The 21,347-nt window shown below is 44.9% G+C and carries 22 protein-coding genes; 8 read left to right on the top strand and 14 right to left on the bottom strand.

The window, feature by feature from the left end:
* Positions 1-18: 18 nt before the first annotated feature.
* From DKT73_RS11125 to leuS, 4 genes are all read right to left on the bottom strand, one after another.
* The gene (locus tag DKT73_RS11125; protein WP_198666596.1) at positions 19-675 is read right to left on the bottom strand and encodes a TIGR02466 family protein; all 657 of its coding nucleotides are present in this window, start codon (positions 673-675) and stop codon (positions 19-21) included.
* A 41-nt stretch (positions 676-716) separates the two neighbouring features.
* Positions 717-1,748: a DNA polymerase III subunit delta gene (holA, locus tag DKT73_RS11120; protein WP_111638622.1), complete on the bottom strand. Its 1,032-nt coding sequence runs from the start codon at positions 1,746-1,748 to the stop codon at positions 717-719.
* Between the two features lie 25 nt (positions 1,749-1,773).
* Positions 1,774-2,289 (bottom strand): LPS-assembly lipoprotein LptE, encoded by a 516-nt coding sequence (locus tag DKT73_RS11115; RefSeq protein WP_111638621.1) that lies wholly within the window; start codon positions 2,287-2,289, stop codon positions 1,774-1,776.
* A 66-nt stretch (positions 2,290-2,355) separates the two neighbouring features.
* Positions 2,356-4,803: a leucine--tRNA ligase gene (gene leuS / locus DKT73_RS11110; RefSeq protein WP_111638620.1), complete on the bottom strand. Its 2,448-nt coding sequence runs from the start codon at positions 4,801-4,803 to the stop codon at positions 2,356-2,358.
* A 189-nt stretch (positions 4,804-4,992) separates the two neighbouring features.
* Between leuS and DKT73_RS11105 the strand changes: the two genes are divergently transcribed.
* Complete coding sequence (locus DKT73_RS11105; RefSeq protein WP_198666595.1) at positions 4,993-5,430, top strand: hypothetical protein; 438 nt, start codon at positions 4,993-4,995, stop codon at positions 5,428-5,430.
* 449 nt (positions 5,431-5,879) lie between these two features.
* Here DKT73_RS11105 and lnt read toward each other — a convergent pair whose 3' ends face one another.
* From lnt to miaB, 5 genes are read right to left on the bottom strand one after another with little or no spacing between them, the layout of a single operon-like run.
* On the bottom strand, positions 5,880-7,451 hold the full coding sequence (lnt, locus tag DKT73_RS11100) for an apolipoprotein N-acyltransferase (protein ID WP_232827850.1): 1,572 nt from the start codon (positions 7,449-7,451) through the stop codon (positions 5,880-5,882).
* A gap of 7 nt (positions 7,452-7,458) precedes the next feature.
* Complete coding sequence (locus DKT73_RS11095) at positions 7,459-8,331, bottom strand: CorC family transporter (protein ID WP_111638617.1); 873 nt, start codon at positions 8,329-8,331, stop codon at positions 7,459-7,461.
* A 12-nt stretch (positions 8,332-8,343) separates the two neighbouring features.
* Positions 8,344-8,808, bottom strand: a complete 465-nt coding sequence (ybeY, locus tag DKT73_RS11090; RefSeq protein WP_111638616.1) for an rRNA maturation RNase YbeY — start codon at positions 8,806-8,808, stop codon at positions 8,344-8,346.
* Positions 8,808-9,854 (bottom strand): PhoH family protein, encoded by a 1,047-nt coding sequence (locus DKT73_RS11085; protein ID WP_111638615.1) that lies wholly within the window; start codon positions 9,852-9,854, stop codon positions 8,808-8,810. The genes ybeY and DKT73_RS11085 overlap by 1 nt, the downstream gene beginning before the upstream one ends.
* A 28-nt stretch (positions 9,855-9,882) precedes the next feature.
* Positions 9,883-11,238 carry a tRNA (N6-isopentenyl adenosine(37)-C2)-methylthiotransferase MiaB gene (miaB, locus tag DKT73_RS11080; protein ID WP_111638614.1) on the bottom strand — a complete coding sequence of 452 codons (1,356 nt, stop codon included), beginning with the start codon at positions 11,236-11,238 and terminating at the stop codon, positions 9,883-9,885.
* A 205-nt stretch (positions 11,239-11,443) separates the two neighbouring features.
* Between miaB and DKT73_RS11075 the strand changes: the two genes are divergently transcribed.
* Positions 11,444-12,148, top strand: a complete 705-nt coding sequence (locus DKT73_RS11075; protein WP_111638613.1) for a hypothetical protein — start codon at positions 11,444-11,446, stop codon at positions 12,146-12,148.
* Between the two features lie 7 nt (positions 12,149-12,155).
* Here the strand turns inward: DKT73_RS11075 and DKT73_RS11070 are convergent, their stop codons facing one another.
* Both DKT73_RS11070 and DKT73_RS11065 read right to left on the bottom strand, forming a co-directional pair.
* The gene (locus DKT73_RS11070) at positions 12,156-13,103 is read right to left on the bottom strand and encodes an OmpA family protein (RefSeq protein ID WP_198666594.1); all 948 of its coding nucleotides are present in this window, start codon (positions 13,101-13,103) and stop codon (positions 12,156-12,158) included.
* Between the two features lie 112 nt (positions 13,104-13,215).
* Positions 13,216-13,674, bottom strand: coding sequence for an EVE domain-containing protein (locus DKT73_RS11065; protein ID WP_111638643.1), 459 nt, complete (start codon positions 13,672-13,674; stop codon positions 13,216-13,218).
* Between the two features lie 168 nt (positions 13,675-13,842).
* Here DKT73_RS11065 and DKT73_RS11060 point away from each other — a divergent pair, with 168 nt between their 5' ends.
* From DKT73_RS11060 to DKT73_RS11040, 5 genes are all read left to right on the top strand, one after another.
* Positions 13,843-14,946 carry an HD domain-containing phosphohydrolase gene (locus DKT73_RS11060; protein WP_111638611.1) on the top strand — a complete coding sequence of 368 codons (1,104 nt, stop codon included), beginning with the start codon at positions 13,843-13,845 and terminating at the stop codon, positions 14,944-14,946.
* A gap of 73 nt (positions 14,947-15,019) precedes the next feature.
* Positions 15,020-15,967, top strand: a complete 948-nt coding sequence (locus DKT73_RS11055; protein WP_111638610.1) for a histone deacetylase family protein — start codon at positions 15,020-15,022, stop codon at positions 15,965-15,967.
* A 6-nt stretch (positions 15,968-15,973) separates the two neighbouring features.
* The gene (locus DKT73_RS11050) at positions 15,974-16,291 is read left to right on the top strand and encodes a HigA family addiction module antitoxin (RefSeq protein WP_111638609.1); all 318 of its coding nucleotides are present in this window, start codon (positions 15,974-15,976) and stop codon (positions 16,289-16,291) included.
* Positions 16,292-16,638: 347 nt separating this feature from the next.
* Complete coding sequence (locus DKT73_RS11045) at positions 16,639-16,932, top strand: BrnT family toxin (RefSeq protein ID WP_111638608.1); 294 nt, start codon at positions 16,639-16,641, stop codon at positions 16,930-16,932.
* The gene (locus DKT73_RS11040; protein WP_111638607.1) at positions 16,925-17,197 is read left to right on the top strand and encodes a BrnA antitoxin family protein; all 273 of its coding nucleotides are present in this window, start codon (positions 16,925-16,927) and stop codon (positions 17,195-17,197) included. Before DKT73_RS11045 ends, DKT73_RS11040 begins: the two co-directional genes overlap by 8 nt.
* Before the next feature lie 222 nt (positions 17,198-17,419).
* Here the strand turns inward: DKT73_RS11040 and DKT73_RS20055 are convergent, their stop codons facing one another.
* Together DKT73_RS20055 and DKT73_RS11035 are read right to left on the bottom strand one after the other, a co-directional pair.
* Positions 17,420-17,581, bottom strand: a complete 162-nt coding sequence (locus tag DKT73_RS20055) for a hypothetical protein (RefSeq protein WP_157959175.1) — start codon at positions 17,579-17,581, stop codon at positions 17,420-17,422.
* Between the two features lie 130 nt (positions 17,582-17,711).
* Positions 17,712-19,871, bottom strand: a complete 2,160-nt coding sequence (locus DKT73_RS11035; RefSeq protein WP_111638606.1) for a KAP family P-loop NTPase fold protein — start codon at positions 19,869-19,871, stop codon at positions 17,712-17,714.
* A gap of 549 nt (positions 19,872-20,420) precedes the next feature.
* Between DKT73_RS11035 and DKT73_RS20200 the strand changes: the two genes are divergently transcribed.
* Positions 20,421-20,636 carry a hypothetical protein gene (locus tag DKT73_RS20200; RefSeq protein WP_111638605.1) on the top strand — a complete coding sequence of 72 codons (216 nt, stop codon included), beginning with the start codon at positions 20,421-20,423 and terminating at the stop codon, positions 20,634-20,636.
* A 68-nt stretch (positions 20,637-20,704) separates the two neighbouring features.
* Here DKT73_RS20200 and DKT73_RS11025 read toward each other — a convergent pair whose 3' ends face one another.
* Positions 20,705-21,328 carry a hypothetical protein gene (locus tag DKT73_RS11025; protein WP_111638604.1) on the bottom strand — a complete coding sequence of 208 codons (624 nt, stop codon included), beginning with the start codon at positions 21,326-21,328 and terminating at the stop codon, positions 20,705-20,707.
* Between the last annotated feature and the right edge of the window lie 19 nt (positions 21,329-21,347).

The raw sequence follows: 21,347 nt of genomic DNA, 5'->3' as shown, positions 1-21,347 counted from the left end.
AGTGTGTCGTATGCACCTTTAATAGGCTTCGATGATGCTATTAAAGGCAATTACCACACGATCTTTATCACCAAAATAGGGTAATGCAGAATGTTTTAGGTATGAGGGAAAGATAATGACTTGACCTTCTGTTGGCGTAAAGTCCCAAACACCGTGACCACCAAGGTAAGCGGTACCTGGGTCGGCGTAATGTTCTGCGTTGACTCTAGGGTCATAAAAGCGATTCAGTCCACCGTTGCCTTCGATGTGAGCGTCACCTGGCTCTAAATAGTAGATGCCGCACCAAGAACAATTTGGGTGAGAGTGTGCGTCATGGTAGCCGCCTTTTTGCGTTACATGGTACCAAGACTCGATAATATGCGCGTCGGCTTCCATGTCTTCGGGCCAAAAGGCGTGGTTGACGGAAGCGGCAATCTCGAGAATAAGTTCTTCTAAAGCACGCTTTGCTTCCATTACATTGGCGTCAGCCAAATCCAGAAAATCCAACGTGCTTTCGTGTAAGGCGTATTTCGCCTTAGGGGCGATTTGACTTTCAATGGCGGTTGTTTGAGTGGCTTTTTGTTGGTAAACCGCTGCAAGCAACGCCTCTTTTAGAAAGTCGTGGTCTGGCATTTGCGTGACAAAGAGCGGTGTACTCCAGACCGTGAGTTCTTCGATAATGGCGTTATTGATCATGGCGTGGTACCTACAAAAAAAGGGCGGAATAAAGAGGGTTGTTAAGCTGGAATATCCAGTTCTGTCATCGTAGGCTTGTAGCCACAAAACATCATGACAAGATTGCGAAAACCGGTTTCACTGTCCGGTCCTTCTAATCCTTTAATACTTTTATCCAATAATGCTAGATAGTTTTGCATATAGGGTAGGGTGATTTTGTTGTGTCGAGATAGGGCGCTTTCATAAAAAGGCACGCGTTTGTCCCAGATTTTTTCTGTCTGACAGGCTTGCCGAAAACTAGAAGATTGCATAGTTTGCAGTAGATTTGCCAAGGTCTGAATTTCTCGATTGAACAACCAAAGAATAATACTGGCTTCGACGCCTTCTGCAACGAGTTGACTGAGACAGTGCATGGCGCCCTTGGTATTTCCCATCAATAAGCGATCACTTAAATCATAAATAGAGTAACGGCTACTGTCTGCGACGGATTCAATCACTTTCTCTGCGTCAATTTTGGCACCTTGTCCATGCAATAATGCCAGCTTTTCTAATTCCTGAGACAGGGCCAGTAGGTTACCTTCTCCACGCTCACAGATAATACTGGCAGCGTCGCGTGTTAGCGATAGATCAAGTGACTGCGCTCGTTGTTGTACCCATGCTGGTAATCGACTGGCATCAATCGGCCAAATTTGTACAAATACTCCTTGGTTTTCCAGTTGAGAGAACCATTTTGCCTTTTGCGAGCGAGCGTCGATTTTTGGAAGAGTTAATAAGATAACATTGTCTTCACTGAGAGACTGGCCTAATTGCGTTAAGGCCTTACTGTGTTTTTCACTCATTTTGTCTATTTGAATGTCAAACATACGGCGATTAGAAAACAGTGATAGGCTTTGGTTTTCGTTAATGACGTCTTGCCAATCAAATTGTGCATCTGCCACAAAACGTAGCCGTTCGTCTATTTGATGAAATTGAGCGGCTTTGCGAATCTGGTCGGCGGCTTCTTGACACAATAAAACCTCGTCGCCAGAAATAATATAAATGGGTAGGAGGTTTTTTTTGAGCTGCTGTTCTAGTTGCTCAGGACGTATTTTCATTTTATTAACCTAACCAGGTTGCCAACTAGAATGGCGCATAATTTAGATCGTAAATTAGCTGCCGAGCAAGGTCTTCATTCAGGCTTTCTTCTTGTGCTTGGTTATAAGACATCTTAGCGCTTTCTTCCGCGTTTTGATTGGTAAGTGTTTTCGCTGTCGTAATGGTGCGTGGTCCATATACGGATTTTCCATCCGCTTGGCGAATGAAGTAAGCACTGCTTAGACGACGTTGAATCTGCGATACATCATTGTTTCCATCGCGAGCCAATTCAGTATCTGCCGTCGTGATTGAATTGATTTTTAAATTTAGCGTTTCTTTTGTCGCTTTGTTTTTGTCTAGAATCACAATGCCTGCTTTGCTTAATTCAATGCGCAGTGCTCTATCAAAACTGTCTGATCCGCTTTCAGAAGTGAGGGTTAATACTTTGAGTTGGCTTGGAACACTCCCATTGCCTCGAAGATGAAAGCCACAAGCGACAATACTCATGGTGAGCAAGGCTAATAAAAATAAGCGAGTGATGTGTGTTAATGAGACTGTCATGTTCTTGATCCCTGAAATCGTGTGAAAGAATAAGGGATGGTCATGCCATCCCTTATTATGCTTGGATTAATTGGCCACAATATTGACCAAGCGGCCTGGAACGACAATGACTTTACGAACTGTTTTGCCTTCAAGGTATTTAACAACACTTGGATGAGCAAGCGCTTCGGCTTCAATCGTTTTGTCATCGGCGCTGGCAGATACCGTCAGTTCGGCACGTTTTTTACCTAGTACTTGCACCACAATGGTCAATTCGTCTTTTACCAAGGCTTCTTCGTCTAGTGCTGGCCATGGTGTGTTAACGATATTGTCACTATGACCTAGCTCGCTCCATAATTGATGGGCAATGTGAGGAACGATAGGGGAGAGTAGCAACGTCGCCGCTTCCAAAGCTTCTTGCGTGACAGCAAGGCCCAATTCAGATGTGTCTTCGAATTTACTGATGTCGTTACAAAGCTCCATTACAGCGGCAATGGCGGTATTGAAGGTTTGGCGACGTTCGATATCGTCAGTGACTTTCTGAATGGTTTCATGGGCTTTACGGCGTAACGCTTTTTGTGCGCCATTGAGTGCCGCAATGTCCAGAGAACCCACTTTGCCGGCATTGGTGTGACGGTAACACAATGCCCACAAACGGCGTAGGAAACGTGATGCACCATCTACTCCGGCATCATTCCATTCGAGAGACTGCTCTGGTGGCGCACTGAACATCATAAACAGGCGAACCGTATCAGCGCCGTATTTCTCAATCATTTCTTGAGGGTCGACTGTGTTGCCTTTTGACTTAGACATCTTAGTGCCGTCTTTGTTTACCATGCCTTGCGTCAGTAGACGTTTGAATGGTTCGTCAGAGTTCACCAGACCAGCATCACGAAGCAACTTATGGAAGAAGCGTGAGTACAATAGGTGAAGGATCGCATGCTCCACACCACCAACGTATTGGTCAACAGGAAGCCAGTAGTTCGCTTCTTCGGTTAACATGGCATCCGTAGAGTCTGGGCAGCAGTAACGGGCAAAGTACCAAGACGACTCCATGAAAGTATCGAAGGTATCGGTTTCGCGTTCCGCTTCTTCGCCATTAAACATAACAGATGAGAAACTAGGGTTGTTTTTGATCGGTGAATTCACACCGTCCATGATCACATCCGTTGGAAGTACGACAGGCAGTTGGTCTTTTGGCACAGGCACAACCGAACCGTCTTTTAGGTTAATAGTAGGGATAGGAGTCCCCCAGTAACGCTGACGGCTAACACCCCAATCGCGTAGTCGGTAGTTTACTTTCACTTCACCTAAATTGCGTTCTGTCATCCAAGTGGCAATCGCATCGAAAGCTTCTTTGAAGGCCAAACCATCGAATTCGCCAGAGTTACACAGAATGCCTTTCTCAGTGAAAGCAGCTTTTTCTAGGTCAACGATTTCGTCGTTAGCAGGCTGAACGACCTGTTTGATGGCTAAGTTGTATTTTTTCGCGAATTCAAAGTCGCGTTGGTCGTGAGCAGGTACCGACATGACGGCACCTGAACCGTAATCCATTAATACGAAGTTGGCTGCGTAAACAGGAACCGCTTCGCCTGTGATTGGATGGATTGCTTTAAAGCCCGTATCCATGCCTTTTTTCTCAACGGTTGCCATGTCGGCTTCCGTCGTCGACATTTTTTTGCTCTCTTCAATGAAGGTCGCTAAGTCTGCATTTTTTGCCGATGCTTCCAAAGAAAGAGGGTGTTGAGTGGCCACCGCAACATAGGTCACACCCATGATGGTATCTGGACGAGTGGTGTAAACAGATAGACGTTCTTCTTTGCCTTCTACCGCAAAGCTGAGCTCTAGACCTTCAGAGCGGCCAATCCAGTTACGCTGCATGGCTTTTACTTTTTCTGGCCAGCCGTCAAGCGTATCTAGGTCAGTCAATAATTCTTCAGCGTAAGCGGTTATACGGATAAACCATTGAGAGATTTCTTTCTTTTCTACGGTCGTACCGCAACGCCAGCAGCAGCCTTCTTCTACCTGTTCATTTGCTAAGACCGTTTGGTCTTCTGGACACCAGTTTACCGCTGCGGTTTTTTTGTAGGCCAAGCCCTTTTCTACTAATTGGGTGAAGAACCATTGTTCCCATTTGTAATATTCTGGTGTGCAGGTAGCGATCTCGCGGTCCCAGTCATAACCAAAACCAAGTTCTTTCAGTTGGCCTTTCATGTAGGCAATGTTTTCGGTTGTCCATTTTGCTGGTGCGGTTTTGTGTTTGATGGCCGCGTTCTCAGCAGGAAGACCGAAAGCATCCCAACCCATTGGTTGCAATACGTTTTTGCCTTGCATGCGTTGGTAGCGAGAAATAACATCGCCGATTGTATAGTTACGTACGTGACCCATATGCAGGCGGCCACTTGGGTAAGGGAACATAGACAGGCAGTAGAACTTCTCTTTGTTGGAGTCCGCGACAGCTTTGAAGACTTTGTTTTCGTCCCAAAAAGATTGAGCAGCTTGTTCGATTTGCTGCGGATTATATTGCTCTTGCATAATGTATTCTTATCCCGTGATCGACGTAAGGTTGGTAGACCTGTATTCTCTTTATTGTAAAGAGGGGCGTTATTATAGCGATATAGCACAAGATACCAGTGCTTTTGCTAACAGAGTCTGAAAATATCCGCTATTTTATAGAGATGACGCCCTAATTAGAAGCTGCATAGAGAAGGAGTTATGAAATCTATGAAAAAAGATCCATTAAAAAGCGAAACCGATTCTAATTTAGTTGAAGAAGCGCGCAAAACCTTGCTTGGCGCTAAAGACTGGTTTTTGGAAGACGTCGCACTAATGAAAGCCTATTGGCATGACAAAATGGGCTATACCGAAGCTTGGATAGACGCAAATTGGCATTATGTGCTTGATGAAGGGCACGAATTGGTTGAGGAGCTAGATGAAAAAGAAGATGCTGCTTTGTTATGGTTAATCAATCATGTCAATAATAACCCTGTGCCACTGGAAGAGTGTCATGTTGTTGGTGCTATGGTTGATCCAGGGACTTATCACTGCATGTCGTGTGGGCATGACAATGTCATTGAAACCAAGCAAGCTTTGATGCCCTGTGAAATCTGTCATTATGGTTTGATGTCGACCCATGATGATCAGACTCATAAAACGGAGTAGTTCATTGTTCTTCGTTCCCACGCTCGGTCTCTGTTCCTGACTCGACTCTACCACCTACATCCCTGTAGGTGTCCTGCGTGGTAATGCATATGAGCCTTGGTATTCAATTCACTTGCGCCTGTTTCGCAAGCTCAACGCGTCAGCGTGAATCAAATTCCAAGGTTCATTTCTGTCTCCCTCGTTCCCACGCTCCAGCGTGGTAATGCATAGCATGAACCTTGGTATTCAGTTCTTAAAATAAAAAATACTTGTGCCTGTTTTGCAAGCTCAACGCGTCAGCGTGAATCAAATTCCAAGGTTCATTTCTTTCTCCCTCGTTCCCACGCTCCAGCGTGGTAATGTATATGAGCCTTCCCTCGTTCCCACGCTCCAGCGTGGTAATGCATATACTTGTGCCTGTTTCGCAAGATCCAAGCGTCAGCATGAATCAAATTCCAAGGTTCATTTCTTTATTGGTTATCTGTTTTACGGTTTAGAATTAAGCCATTTAAATAGGTAAAGACTAGGCAAATGCCAAGTAGCAATAGTGTTGGCCAATAGCCCCATTGCACATAAGGTGTATTGCCTGTAAAGGCTTTGGCCTCAGCGGTGAGCGTGGTTCTTTCAAATTGTGGTGCCTGAGCGACCACTTCACCTTTCTCGTTAATAAATGCCGTTATTCCTGTGTTGGTTGCGCGAATGACATAGCGGCCCGCTTCTTTTGCTCTAAATTGCGCAATTTGCAAATGCTGCCAAGGGCCAAAAGAGGTGCCAAACCAGCCATCGTTACTGATCGTAATTAAGAAATCGCTGTCTCTTACCATGCGCCTTACTTGTTCCGCGTAAACAATTTCATAGCAAATAAAGGGAGCGATTCCCCATTCGCCAACTTGCAGTACTGGCTGGTTTTCATCGCCTGATTTAAAGCTCGACATTGGCATACCAAACACATCTAGGATTGGGCCTATGTATTCTGCAAAAGGGATGTATTCTCCGAAAGGAACCAATCTGCGTTTGTAATAAAGCCCAAAACCATTACCAGTGGCCCAGATGGCATTGTAGTAATTTTGCTTGTCGGCACTGACGTCTGGAATGCCTGTAATGAGCGTGGTGTTACTGTCTTCTAGCTCTTTGCTGAAAGCGGCAAAATAAGGTTTTATTTGAGGGTAGGTATAGGTGATAGCGGTTTCAGGCCAGACGATCAGTTCACTGTCTAAATGCTCAATGGTTGTTTGTTGATAATAAGCAAGAGATTGTGCCGCGGTTTGTGTTAACCACTTTTCATCTTGTTTGACATTGCCTTGAATGAGCGTGGTCTTGAGTGTGCCTGTCTGTTGCACCCATGATACAGGTGAATAGTTTAGAAAAGCGGCTCCGCCCCAGCAAATGATCAGTGTGACAATCAACGCAAGTTGATTTTTAGCTTTCAGCAATACACTGGCGGTTACACAAGACGTGAGGATGACACATGCACTCGTTAGCCAAATACCGCCAATGGGTAAAAGCTCAAACAACCAGGTGTTTTCAATGGCATAGCCAGGCAGTAACCAAGGGAAGCCAGTAAAGAGCGAACTTCTAGCCAATTCACCCCCTAACAAACTCAGTGTGACTAAAAGGCTGGCTGGCAGTAGGGGGAAGCGTTGAATCAGTGCCCAAGACAGCCAAGCGGAAAAGCCCCAGAATGCGCAAAGTAATGCAACAAACCCAAAGGTGATCGCGCCAGCAATGATGCTACCAACTTGACCATATTCGGCAATACTGACATAAACCCAAGAAACGCCTGCGCCAAAAAAGCCTAATCCGACAGCGTTGCCTCGCCAGAAAGCCGCTTTTGAGCTGGTGCTGGTAAAAATCAATAGGCCAAAGACAGCTATACTGATGAAATAGCCGGGCCAAAAATGGAATGGCGAAAAACTTGTTACGCCTATTGCGCCAGCTATGACGGCAATCAAGCCAACGACAAGGGGCGGAAGCTGAGACAGTTTTGCGCTTAAACGAGGCTCCCACCCCGTTTTAATATTGGTAAAGTCGGGGTGGGGCATGGTCATATCAATCTGATGAGTTAGTGTTTAAATTGGGTTTGGTTACTTGAATGGTCTTGATGCGACGGCCATCTGATTTAACCACGCGAAAATGAAAGTCATTAAAAGATAACTCTTCATCACGGAGTGGAACGTGGCCAAACTGTTGTACCAGTATGCCACCAATCGTGTCGAACTCTTCTTCATTGAGTTCAACTTTGAAGAATTCATTAAAGTCTTCTACTGGACAGAGAGCTGGCACTAGGTATACGCCTGGCACAGTGGTGACTTGTATGCCTTCGTCATCTAATTTGTCTGTTTCGTCTTCGATTTCGCCGACAATTTGTTCCAGTACGTCTTCAATGGTCACAAGGCCCGAAACGCTGCCGTATTCGTCTAGTACTAATGCCATGTGATAGCGCTTGGTGCGAAAATCATTTAGCAGTACGTTGAGGCGTTTACTTTCAGGAATAAAATTCGCTGGGCGTAAGCGCGCTAAAATGTCTTCTATGGTAACAACGCTCTCTTTGAATAATAAAGGCAGCAAGTCTTTAGCCAGTAAAACACCGAGAATTTCATCGGAGTCTTCGCCAACAACAGGGAATCTAGAATGAGAGGATTCTATTATCTTACGAATGGATGTTTTTGGGTCATCTTCGGACTTAATAACCACCATCTGAGACGGTGGAATCATAATGTCACGTGCTTGTACTTCAGACACTTCTAGCGCACCTTCAACAATAGTGAAGGCATCACGATCTATAATATCGGATTTTACGGCGGCTTCTAGAAGTTTAACGATATCGCCACGGCTACGTGGCTCATCATTAAATGCTTGGGTTAAACGTTCAAACCAAGATTTTTGTTGATCGTTGGATAAGCTCGATCGGTCATCACTCATTAGGGTATTAGCTCACTCTTTAATCAAATAAGGGTCGGAAATAGATAGGGACGCGAGTAACTCGGTTTCTATCGATTCCATTTCATCTGCTTCATCGTCATTTATATGATCATAGCCGCGTAAATGCAAGATCCCGTGAATGGTCATATGCGCCCAATGATGCAGCAATGGTTTTTTTTGTTCTTCTGCTTCTTCTGCCACAATCTGTGCGCAAATTACCAAATCGCCCAATAGTGGCAGTTCGAGACCGGGTGGTGCCTCGAATGGGAAGGACAACACATTGGTTGGTTTGTCTTTGCCGCGATATTCGTGATTCAGCGCATGACTTTCTTCTTCGTCAACAATCCGAATGGTGACTTCAAATTCTTCATCTGAATCGGGTAAGGCTTTTTCAACCCACAGTCTAAAGTCGGCTTCGCTGGGTAAGTGGGCCGTGTCTTCTGTGGCAATTTGTAGGTCAAGTTCTAAATACGCCATTATTTGCTACCTGCAGACTGTTCTGCTTGTGCGGTTAAACGAGCTTCAGAGCGTGCTTTTTTTTCCGCTTCGACTTCAACATCAAACTTGTCATAGGCTTCGACAATGCGTTGCACCAACGGATGACGAACCACGTCAGACGAGCTAAATAAGGTCATGCTAATGCCGCTTACGTCTTTTAATACATGCATCGCCTGAGCCAGACCTGATGTGGTGCCACGAGGTAGATCGACTTGTGTGGTATCGCCTGTTATCACAGCTGTTGAGCCAAAGCCAATTCGCGTCAGAAACATTTTCATCTGTTCGCGGGTGGTGTTTTGGCTTTCATCAAGAATGATGAAGGCATTGTTTAAGGTGCGACCACGCATAAAGGCAAGCGGTGCTATCTCAATGACATTTTTTTCGATCAATTTATCCACTAACTCAAAGCCAAGCATCTCGTATAGGGCATCATAAAGTGGACGAAGGTATGGATCGATCTTTTGTGATAAATCACCCGGTAAAAAGCCCAGTTTTTCCCCTGCTTCAACCGCAGGGCGAACGAGCATGATACGTTCAACTCGATCCGCTTCTAAGGCTTCAACGGCGCAAGCAACGGCTAAATAGGTTTTGCCTGTACCAGCGGGTCCGATGCCAAAGTTAATATCGTGTTTGCGAATTTGCTTGACGTAGCCTTGCTGGTTTTTGCCTTTTGGTTTGATAAACGCTTTGCGGGTTTTGATCACCAGCTGATCCGCGTTCTCTCTCTTCTTCTCCGTGAGCGACTCAATCGCTGACTCTTGCAAATAGAGATGAATGGTTTCAGGCGTGATGTCGTTACTCGCTAATGCTTCTCGGTATAAGTTCTGAAGTAGCGTTTTTGTGGCGGCTACGTGTTCAGAATTTTCACCAGAAATGTCAAAGAGTTCGGCACGATATTTAATGGTCACATCAAGTCTTTTTTCGATTAACTTGATGTTCTCGTCGAGTTGTCCACATAGCCCAACCAAAGCATTGGCTTCGGCAGGGACTAAACGGATTTGCTGAGTTGTCTGTGTGGTTTCCAAGAGTTACCTTTGTGATTAAAGTACGCTTTTATTGTAGTACAAAGTCGGAGTCGAGTTCAGAGCTGACCAATTCACCTAATAGCGAATTAGGGTAAGCGTCTGTGATAACAACATCTGCGAATTTACCAATGAGCTGAGGATCGAAGGCGCGGAAGTTTACAATCCGATTATTTTCGGTTCGACCTTGAAGTTGTCCAGGATCACGTGGTGAATAACCACTGACCAGAATGCGCTGTACCTCGCCGACCATTGACAAACTAATGTCATAAGCTTGTTGGCTGATACGACGTTGTAAAATAGCAAGGCGTTCTTTTTTTACGTCTTCCGGTGTGTCGTCTTCTAAATTAGAGGCCGGTGTGCCTGGGCGCTGGCTGTACACAAAGCTGAATGAGTGATCAAAGCCGATTTCTTGAATCAGGTTCATGGTATCAATGAAGTCGTCATCGGTTTCACCTGGAAAGCCAATAATAAAGTCAGAAGATAAGCTGATACCTGGTCGAGCTTCTTTGATGCGGTTGATCTTATCAATATAGTATTGACGATCATGGCCGCGCTTCATCGCGCTGAGTATGTTGTCAGCACCACTTTGTACTGGCAAATGCAAATGACTCACCAATTTACGTTCGTGGCGGAAAGCCTCAATTAAGCTATCGCTAAATTCCACTGGGTGAGACGTGGTAAAACGAATACGCTCGACACCATCGATCTGTGCCACTGCATGAATGATGTCTGCAAGATCCGCTTCGTCACCTTCGGCCGTGTCACCACGATAGGCATTCACGTTTTGACCGAGTAGGTGGATCTCACGCACGCCTTGTTCGGCAAGCTGCATCACTTCTTTCAATATGCTATCGAAAGGACGGCTGACTTCCTCGCCACGAGTGTAAGGCACGACACAAAAAGTGCAGTATTTACTGCAGCCTTCCATAATCGATACAAACGCTTCTGCCCCCTCAACACGAGGAGCAGGTAAGTGGTCAAATTTTTCGATTTCAGGAAACGTAACATCCGTAATCGGAATGTGTTTTCCCGCTGCATTGACCATTTCAGGTAGCTTATGCAGTGTTTGAGGCCCAAAAATCATATCCACATGTTTGGCGCGTTTTCGAATAGCGTCACCTTCTTGGCTTGCTACGCAACCACCCACACCGATTACAAGGTTCGGGTTTTTCTGTTTCAGTTTTTTCCAGCGTCCTAATTGGTGGTAGACCTTGTCTTGGGCCTTTTCACGAATCGAACAGGTGTTAAGCAGCAAAACGTCTGCTTCTTCTGCATTGTCTGTGAGTTCCATATCATGGCTCTCGCCAAGTAAATCTGCCATACGAGAGGAATCGTATTCGTTCATTTGACAGCCATGAGTTTGGATAAAAAGTTTTTTTGCCATGTAACGTATTAACCTAAAATGTGTTCGTCTAATCGACTTTGCATCTATTATATTGGGCTTTGCTCTCGAATCACAGGGGTGTTCTCAATTCCCTTTCATTTTAAGTAAAAAGTAGGTCGAAATAGCCACTTCTTTTTCCTACTGGAGCTTTTGCTTAAGACCCGTCACAATAGACCTACAATTTACAATTCAGTATGGATGTGTTTTGAACGTATTTTCTCGTTTTTTTCTTTCGTCTTTGCTCTTAAGTGGTGCGGTTCAGGCCAATGATACGGTATCCAATGCAAACGACGCACCCAATTTCGCTTTTGGTTTGGGGTATGGGCTTTTAGATCAAAAATCGTTATTGAATATTGATTTTAAAGTGAATATTCCTATCAGTGAGCATTTTTCCACGCAGGTACTGTTGAATAGTAATTATTTGATAACCGGTTCATCAAAAGACAGTTTTGCGCAATCCGAGTTTTCATCAAACTGGTTCCTGCATAACGATTATGGCAGGCTGGGCTTGGGGATAGGAATTTCCGAGTTAGAACCCTTAGATGATGAACAAGAAAGTGAGCGTGATGTCATTGCTCAGTTTATCGGTGAAGTTTTCTTGCGGGATTTTTCTTTGACGACGAATTACATTTCGACAGAAACGACACTGAGCAATATCACCAGTTCTCGTATTGGCTTAAGCTACTATATTAACGAGGATCTTCGTGCCTCTTTGTACCGAGAAAAATACAATGTGAATGATGTAGGTTGGCGTGTTGAAACCCATTTTCAGCCTAAAAAATATCGGCAAGTGGGTAGCCTAGGTGTTATCGCAAGAACAGGACAAGACTACGATTATTTGGGTGTGGTTGTGCAGTATTACTTCGACTACGCGGTCTCTTTAAAGCAACGGGAACGTGAATTTCATTAATGTGTGCCTATTGGTTTTGATCAACACTCCATATGGTCCATTTAGGCAACAAAATCTCGGTTGTTGCTTTGAATGGGGTGACGATCTTAATGGTAACACGACGATTCTTTTGTCTGCCTTCTAGGGTACGGTTTGACGCAATAGGATGCGCCTCTCCGTGGCCTAGTGTCTTTAGTCTTTCTTCTGGAATGTCATATTCCGTGCGGAGAATCTCGGCCACCTTATTGGCTCGTGCGGTTGATAATAGGGTGTTCTGGCGCTGACTTCCTGTACTGTCTGTATAGCCTTCTATAAGCGCTAGGGCGTCAGGGTTGTCTCGCAGTTGCTGCCCTATGTTTTTTAACAGTAAGCGGTACTCTTGGTTCATGTTGTCACGATTCATTTTAAAGTGAATGGTCACATCCAGATTTTTGTTCAGCAAAGGTTTGACAATTTCACCACTGACTCGACGATTAAGTAATCGATCAGTTTCTGTTTCATTGGACGCTATGGGGCGATTTGGGCCGTAACCAAAGGCTCTAATGCGATCTGGTGAAATATCGAAAACAGAGGTTAATGCATGTGCAATGGCGTGGGCGCGTTTTTGAGACAGAGTAAGATTGAATGATTCTGTGCCAATATTATCTGTATGGCCTTCGATTAGGACCAGCGTCTCTGGGTTGTCTTGTAAAAGCGAAGCAAGTGTGTGAAGTGATGAATGGAATTCGTTTTTCAGTTGGTAGCGGCCTACCTCAAATTGCGCTGCAAAGTTAAAGCGAAAATATTCCAGTTCAGTGAGTGGGCAGCCATCATTATTGACCTCTGTCCCACGCGGCGTATTTGCACATAAATCTCTGACATCAATAACACCATCTTTGTCTGAGTCTTTTAATGACTCAACTAACGTCGGATACAATATCTGCCCTGTCGCTAGGCTGCTACTGAAAGCGAAAAAAATGATAGCGGTTCGTGTCATGGGCGAAATCATTTTTATTGTTCTTTTTGCATGATGTACGTTCCTTCCAATCATGCATTAGCGGAGAACTTACTGTCGGTGGTAAGTCGTTATTCAGCCCGCTAATGGATGTTTATGTTTTTAACATAGTGGTAATGTATTCCCATTCATTTTTTGTGATTGGCATGACGGAAAGGCGGCTGCCTTTCTTGGTTAATAACATATCGGCCAGTACAGGGCTTTGCTTTAATGTTGTTAAGGTTAAAATGGAAGACCATTTCTCAACAAACGCTACGTCAACCATTACCCATTTAGGATCCGTTTCTGAAGACTTGCTGTCAAAGTAGTCGCTGTTTGGGTCCCAGCTGGTGTGATCTGGGTAAGCCTCTTTATCTATTCGGGCAATGCCAGCAATACCTGGAGGAGAGCAGCTTGAGTGGTAAAAAAACACCAAATCGTCCTGCTTCATTTCCTTCATGAAGTTTCGAGCTTGGTAATTTCTAACACCATCCCAAGGCGATACTTTTAAACGTTTCAGATCGTCTATTGAAAACGTATCTGGTTCTGATTTCATTAACCAGTAATTTGGCATGGAGACCTCGACAGCGCCACGAAAAATACTACACAAAGAAACACTCTATGTGTTCATGCTTACAATAAATCTATCTACAATAAGAAGAGTGATACCTGAGACTACAGAATGATGTAATTGGCCTCAATATTTTTTTAGGCTAACCGTTCCTTGTAATGGAAGAAAAGAATGAGCCACTTTGCTTGTAAAGCGTTTTCAGCGTTAGAGAAAGAGCTCAAGGATGATTTGTTAGAGTGCTATGTAGAGGCACAGCAAGAAATTGAAGAAACCATCAATAGTATTGAAGGGGATGGTTTTTCATTTGATAAATTAGATAAGCTCTTTCGTTCCTTGCACAGCATGAAGGGCAACTGTTCGGTATGTTTTCTTGATCCCTTAGTGGGCGTGCTTCACAAGCTTGAAGAAATCGTTGATGGCATGCGTGGCGGATACATTCAATACCACCCTTACTTGGGGGAATTGATTATTGTCGTTATTGAAAAAGTGTACGATTTGTTACAGCAGATTTATCGCTCACATGTTGCTGAAAGTGCCTTACGGGATGAGTTGCAGCAGGGGCTTGATAAAATTTATGCGGAAGAAGACGACAGTAAGCGACCAGAAATGGCGGCGGCATTACTGAATAAGAGTCATCAAATAGTCGAGGCCGCGAAAGAAGAGCCAGTCGCGACGACGTCGGTGATAGTGAAAGTTGACTTCACAGAAGAACAAAAACATGACATAGAGCTCTTTATTGGATTTAGTCAAAAACTTAACCGTTTGCTGGGTTATTCTTCTGAGCGCAGTGAGCGTATTTTGAAGCTTTGCCAGTTAATTAATGTTGAATGTAAAAAGCCCGTCGATCGTGCGCAACTGAGTGCGGCTGCTTACATGCATAACATGGGCATGGCGGTTATTTTAAACTGTAAGGACGACGAGGAAGCAAAACGTCAAGCAGAGCATAACCATCCAATGGTTGGTGCCAAGCTATTGGCCAAACACAAAGGATGGGAGGAGGCGGTTGAAATGGTAAAAGCCCATAAAGAACGGTTCGACGGAACGGGCTTCCCAGAAGGTTTGGTTGGTTCATTGATCCCGCAGGGCGCCTTTATTTTATCTATGGCCGTCATGTTTATTGATGCCGTATGGGGGAAATCGGGCAGCGAATACAATAAAAGCGCTATGCGTGCTGTGCAGATGGTGAATTTTGAAAGTGGTAAAGGTTTCCCACCGCATCTGATTGAATCGTTTAACGCTGCCATTCGTAAAGTACTCGTTGCTAAGAGCAAATAATAAAAGACAGTAGCCTTATCTCAGTGACTCTTGCTAGCATGGCTCTCTTGTAAAAAATTAAGTTGTTTGATTTATGAAGGCCGCTTCGTTACCTCTTGTTTTTCATCCCCATTACAGTATTCCTTTTCCAGCAGGGCACCGTTTTCCTATGGCAAAGTTTGGTCTGTTGGCAGAGGTGTTAAGAAAACTGGGTATTTTAACGGACGAAAACGAACACACACCCGCGCCGTTATCACTCAACGTATTAATGGCAGCGCATGATAGAGAGTATGTGCAGCGTTTTATTCGTGGAGAGCTGAGTAAAAAAGAAGAAAAAGACATTGGGCTGCCTTGGTCTGAGTGGCTAGTTGAACGAACTCTTCGTGCTGTCTCTGGCACCATACTGACCAGCGAATTGGCCTGGCAACATGGTTTGGCTTGTCACCTTGCTGGTGGCACGCATCATGCTCATCCTTCCTATGGATCTGGTTTTTGCATCTTTAATGATTTAGCTGTCGCAGCGCTCGCCATGATAGCGTCGGGTCGAGCCAAGAAAGTTCTGATCTTAGACTGTGATGTACACCAAGGCGACGGCACGGTTGCTTTCTTTAAAGACAGAAGTGACATTGTTCCAGTTTCTTGGCATTGTGAAGAAAACTACCCGCCAGTCAAACAAACCGACGGCATTAATATTGCCATCCCTAAAGGCGCCAACGACCAAGAATACTTAGCCATTCTGAAAGGCACCTTGCCTGCAATACTTTCCGAGCATCAACCTGACTTTGTCTTCTACGACGCGGGTGTCGACGTCCATCAAGACGACCGGCTTGGCTATGTTAATTTAACGGATCAAGGTATTTTAGATCGAGATAAATACGTTATCGAAACCTGTGTCGGCCTTAAACTTCCCACTGCTTGCGTCATCGGCGGTGGTTACGACAGACAGGAAGATAGAGTTGCATGGCGACATAGTTTGCTGCACCAAGCCGCGAATCAGGTTTGGCAGGAATATTTTTTGAACGACACCCATACATTATGGTAGCAGCAAATGCGTAAAACAAAACGTCGCCCAGTTAGCGTTGGTGAAATGCTTAAAATTGAGTTTCTAGAACCGATGAACATTACCTCCAAAGCGTTGGCAGATGCCATGGGCGTGCATCGTAATACCATCAGCAGCCTTATTAATGGTGGTGTGTTAACCGTACCAATCGCAATAAAGCTAGCAGCTGCCTTTGGCAATACACCAGAGTTTTGGTTAAACATTCAACACGTCGTCGATCTTTGGGATACACGAAACCGCTATCAAGAGGAGGCGAAACAGGTAAAGCCTTTGGTGGTGGGTAAGAAAGACGGATTGTATGCATAACAAATTATACATTTATCCCTTATATCTAGTTTTGTAGCCCTTGATATGAAAAGTGTGATTCGTTAATCCAGAAGGCCAGTCTAACGACTCAGTCTTCGTTTGTTTACGGTCAACCGCTTTGATAATGGCTATATCAATAGGCTTACTTTCTTTACTTATCCTGCTGTTCAGTCAGAGTAATGGTTTTTTGATACATGCTCATAATGGGTGCCCTTAACAAAGTAGAAGTATGACAATATCACACCAATTTGCTTGGGTTATAAGGCTAATCCTTGGTTTGATTAGCTTCTAAAGATAGCTGTTTTGCTAGCACTTGACTTTAATGTATATGATGGCAATATACATAAATGATTAATTGGAAACAAGTTACCGGTTTTGACTGGGACGCTGGAAATGAAAGAAAAAGTGTTGAAAAGCATTCTGTTAGCCGCTTTGAGGCTGAACAAGTGTTTTTTAACCAGCCTTTGTTGATTTTGGCAGACCCTAAACATAGCCAAGGTGAAGAGCGTTATCATGTGCTCGGAAAGACAAATGAAACAAGGCTGCTGCATATTACTTTTACCCTTCGCTCTGCTGAGACGTTAATACGTGTTATTTCAGCTCGTGACATGCACCGGAAAGAGAGGAAGATTTATGAGTAAAACTAAAAAAATACCTAATTTTAAGACTGAAGCTGAAGAAAGAGAATTTTGGGAAATTCATGACTCCAGTGATTATATTGACTGGAAAAATGCTCACTCTGTCTCAATGTCAAATTTAAAACCGTCAACAAAAACCATATCACTCAGACTTCCAGAAGGCTTATTAGAGAGCATCAAAATAGAAGCTAATAAGCTTGATATGCCCTACCAATCATTAATTAAAGTTTGGCTTGCTGATGATGTTAAACATAGCCGTAACGCTTAAAGGTGTAAACGCGCAGTCTTGGAGCTGCAAAGCAGCGGAGAAATTGCCGCTGTGCAGCCAATTGTTATGACGGTTACTCACTTATCTTGCTGTTTAGTCAGAGTGATGGTTTTTTGATACATGCCCATAGTGGCTACTTCCAGTAAAGTAGGGTATGGCAATATCAAACTGCTTGATAGACTTGAACCTAGATCAGTACAGTGATTGCTGTTGGGTGGGTTGTTAACTATCAATTGGATCTTTGCCGCCAATGGCATGGTGAGGGGTAGCAGCCCAATGCTTGGGTTCTTGGTGTGGGTAAAGTTTTTCTACAACTTCATCAATTGCTAACCAACCCGGAGCACCATCTGCGGTATATTTTTCTTTATATTGGTCGAGGTTCACGCAATATCCTTGAGACAATTAACGCCTGAGCTCAGGTGTGTTTGAGGCGAGGCGTGCTTTTGCGACAGTAAAAGTGCGTGGCGAGTCAAACGTCACCTGCAGCGATTTGTTCGGCGGCTTTGCTCCGCACCTAATCATCATCAAACTCCTTCGGACGCCAGCCACTCAAATATTTGTCGACTAGCTCAACTAAAACCCTGTCGACCTCCGTCGTTGCAGCCTTCAATGCATCGATTCTTTGCCTCAGCGTTCCCTCATCGCCGTATATCTTGACTAAGCCTTCCCAATGAAGGCGCGGCTTTCTAACTACAGCACGACTCCCCATTGCCTGGCTTTTCACCTCGCTCTTCGCTGATTTCAGCAGTGCAAGCGTAATTTCGGGGAGGTCTGGCACCGAGATCGTTGGCTCGTCTTCGTTGGCATCATCTATTGCCAGCCCGAGCACTCTGATCAAATCCACTTCCTGAGAAAGCAGCGCCTGATCCGCGTCCCTTACTTCGGCTCGCCACTCCCGCTCAAGCACCTTTGCTGCCTCTTCGGTTACCAATTTGTGACCAGCGCCGTCCCGATGGCCAACGATGGTTATCAAATCCAGCTTTGGAGAAAGCAGCGAAACCTGGGGAAGAATTTCGCGCACAGCTGCCTCAACCGCTGCAGGCCCATCTAGTGATCTCACTAATCGGTAAACGACTCTCGTTACCGTCATTCGCGCCCCAAAATCGAATATTCCACGCTGAACGTCTGGAATGGTCGGCTGCAAATTCAATAGAACTACTGAACCGGGGACTACATGCTCAAGCGTATATTTCTCCTCGTACGCTTCAAGCATAGATATTACCTCGCGGAGTTGCTCCACCGGGAGATCGCCGAGAAATTCGCTAAAGGCACCTTTATCTGCTAATTTGGACCACGCAATTTCAGCACTAGAAAATGCTTGCAGGCGCTCACCAACCACACGCTCAAGGTAGAGGCGAAGGATGTCTTCATGGGCGATTCGCCGGTTCACGAGCCATCCGTTCCTCCAGTCGCCGCCGTAGTGAGACCCTCCAATGTGCCGTTGCGCGGCAGGGAACAAATGCTCAATCAAGCTCCTAACAACCTGTTGATGATTGCCAGCTGACTCAATTAGCACATCAATCTGCTCTTTCAAATGCTCCGGCTCCCGCCCCCTACCGAAATCGCTGGATGTTGTGGTCAGGCCTGCCATTGATGAATGGAGCCGAGCAAAGACGTCTGGAAGGAAGACCCGAATGGCTTCAAGTGCCAAGGCATCAACCAATGCGACTTGCCCTCCTAGGTCGCGCACGGCCCCATGGATTGCTGCAGCGAATCGCCTGACATCGCGCATATTTCGAATTAGTGGCCTGATGATCTCCATGAATACATCTGGCCATACATTGGAATCGAAATCTCCTGGCTTTTCGATACCGACCAGCGCCCCATCGATACCTGTAAATATTTGAGAATTAAGTACATCGAAGGGGACTGCCGGAAGATCGACTCCAATCTGCAGAATTTTTTCTAGGTAATCTCGCCCAGGTATACCTTGCTCACCGAGAGCTTGCTCAACGCGAACGCGGTCAAACGCCAACAGGTAGACAATATTGGGGAAATTTGCCGTGAGCCGAACTAACTTGAACACATCACGAATTTCGGGCGTCGTCAGCCGATCGATGTCATCCAGAACCACAACGATGGGCGCGGGTATATCCGTTAGTGCTCGGGTTACTTTAGCGCGCCGTCCCCCTGCGCCTTCTTTTTTACTCTGAAGCAATTTAGCCAGGATTCCGGTCGCTTTGTGTCCGCGTTCGATCCACGGGCCAACGAATGGCAGCCATCCGAGACCTGAGAACGCTTCTCCATACTCTTCTATCAATCCACCAATTTCCGCAAAACCAGGCCGCAGTTTTAGTTGTGCTGTTACCTCGACAAAGAAGGCCTGGACTAACTGATCGGCACCACTAAACATCCAAGGGTTGAAATCGAGAACTGCAATCCCATCATCCTCTAGATTCCTGCGCGCCAAATTGATGAAAGAAGTTTTGCCGGAACCCCACGGCCCTAGGACGCCTACGACCAATCCATTTCGTGCATCGATAGCTTGTATCTGGTCTGCAAAAGAATGCGCTATCGCTGTTCTATTGAGGGCGTCATCACTTTCGCTAGTAATAGGGTTGTCTGCGGCGATGGTCGTCTGCCGCCTAGGCTCACGATTTTCGACCTTGGTTAAGGGAGTTGGCCTCTCAGGTGGAGAGTGTTTACAGTAAAAAATTTGCTTGAACCAATTCATGTGCCGCCCTTAGCCGCCGAACATTTTAATAGTGCGCTTGCGCATCTACACTGTTTTTAATTTCCATATAAATCCCTATAAAAAACTGATTCAATGGCACTTTTTAATCTTTCCCACAGGCTGGTTAGTTGGAAATCCGAGCGTGCGGGTTTGCACATTTATTCACAGCCTGTTATTTCGTCTGCCAATATTCTTATCCATTGATACTAAAGGTCTTTCTGGATTGCTGCCAGTGCAAACGGGCTAAATTATGATTATTTATTACACAAACCAAGCGAAAAATTGGCAATCGTAAAAATAGACTGTATATCTGTCTAGTTTCTTATTTTAGCGATTCACAAGGCACAAGTGACGTGTAGATGGATTCTGCGGATTATGAAAGCTTCGCTTCCATCGTCAGATTACGCCTCGTTCCTCGTCTCATCTGACCTACGGTCTTTGGTTTCCATCACTGAATTCACTGTGCAGTCAGTTCGGCGCGACGAGAATTTTATCAGGACACACATGTTAAAAACCTTGTAAATACTGACTTTCTAAAGTGCGTGTCTTATGAACGGTCCGCGAAAGCCACGTACCAAAGTAAGAAGTTTGATGAGATTAGGTGTGCATGTTAAGGCCGCAGTTGCATGTGGCATTACCAGCAAAGGGTCATGGCGCAGTGCTAAAACTCCGAGGATCAATCAGGCTTTATCGCTTGCTTACTTAAAATCCGAAGAGCTTTATTCGTTGCGTGATGGTTGGATCGCGCTTCATTATCCTAAATGAAACGCCCTGTGCGGAGCCGCATGCAGGGTGTTGTGGGAGCTGGAGGTTAGAGACCTCCGGCTACCCGATTATGTGTTTAATTGTATCCCAAAGCCAAATTCAGCCAACTTCCTAGCATTTTCATCTAACCTAAACATATTTCCGTGACGAGTGGCTACACCAAGCGAAAATAATAACCCTTCATGTGGAGCGGCAGAAGGAATACTTCTATAAAGCTTGTTTTCATTACCATCTAAGAAAGCTGGTAAACACCTCAACGCAGCTATCGATCCTGATTCAACTATCAGTGCCAAAGTGTTGAATTCTTCAAGATTAATTGAACCTCGAGCAACAGCCACGAGAGAATTTCCTAATAGTTCTGATTTGAGTGAGCCAAATGAATTTACGATTACATGAAATATCACCTCAGTCGACTCTTCGGACAGCTCAGTGTTTAACGTAATTTTCTGTAAAAGTAACTCAGCCTCGCCTGAATCAAGGCAGCTTACTGCTTTTATAAAGGCTGCATAGTTTCTTTTTAATAGATTCAGTTTGTAAGTGTCTGCAATATTCAATATTTTAACTGCATGCTCGACCAATGGAATATTGCTCCAGGCATCATTGTCGACGGCTAAATCAATCAAAGCCTCTCCATAACTCGCAACATGCTCCTTAGCATCTTTAATTGTAGAAACTATTACTTCTAGCACCACTGATTACTCCATTAAACAC

The sequence above is a fragment of the Marinomonas shanghaiensis genome (genome assembly GCF_003259175.1).
Lineage (GTDB): Bacteria > Pseudomonadota > Gammaproteobacteria > Pseudomonadales > Marinomonadaceae > Marinomonas > Marinomonas shanghaiensis.
Note: the sequence above shows the minus strand (reverse complement) of the source record. Positions and strands in the feature narration are given on the sequence as shown.